This window comes from Streptomyces sp. WM4235 (assembly GCF_001279725.1).
Classification (GTDB): Bacteria; Actinomycetota; Actinomycetes; order Streptomycetales; family Streptomycetaceae; genus Streptomyces.
Map to the genome: position 1 here is coordinate 1 of NZ_LGDE01000406.1, position 254 is coordinate 254.

At 71.3% G+C, this 254-nt stretch carries 1 protein-coding gene; it reads left to right on the forward strand.

Annotated elements, in window-relative coordinates:
• Positions 1–254, forward strand: a 254-nt coding sequence (locus tag ADK55_RS23890) for a hypothetical protein (RefSeq protein ID WP_159041535.1), incomplete at both ends; no start/stop codon positions are given.

Here is a 254-nt window from a genome sequence, read left to right on the forward strand (position 1 = left end):
GCGGACCTGTCGCGGACGGTCGGCTGGTTCACCACCGTGTTCCCGGTCCGGCTCGACGTCGGTGACGTCGACCTCGACGAGGTGTTCGAGGGGGGTCCGGCGGCCGGCGCCGTTCTGAAGGCCGTCAAGGAACAGCTCCTGGCCGTCCCCGGCAAGGGACTCGGGTACGGGCTGCTGCGACACCTCAACGAGGAGACCGCCGCCGTCCTCGCCCCGCACCCCACCGGCCAGATCGCCTTCAACTACCTCGGCCG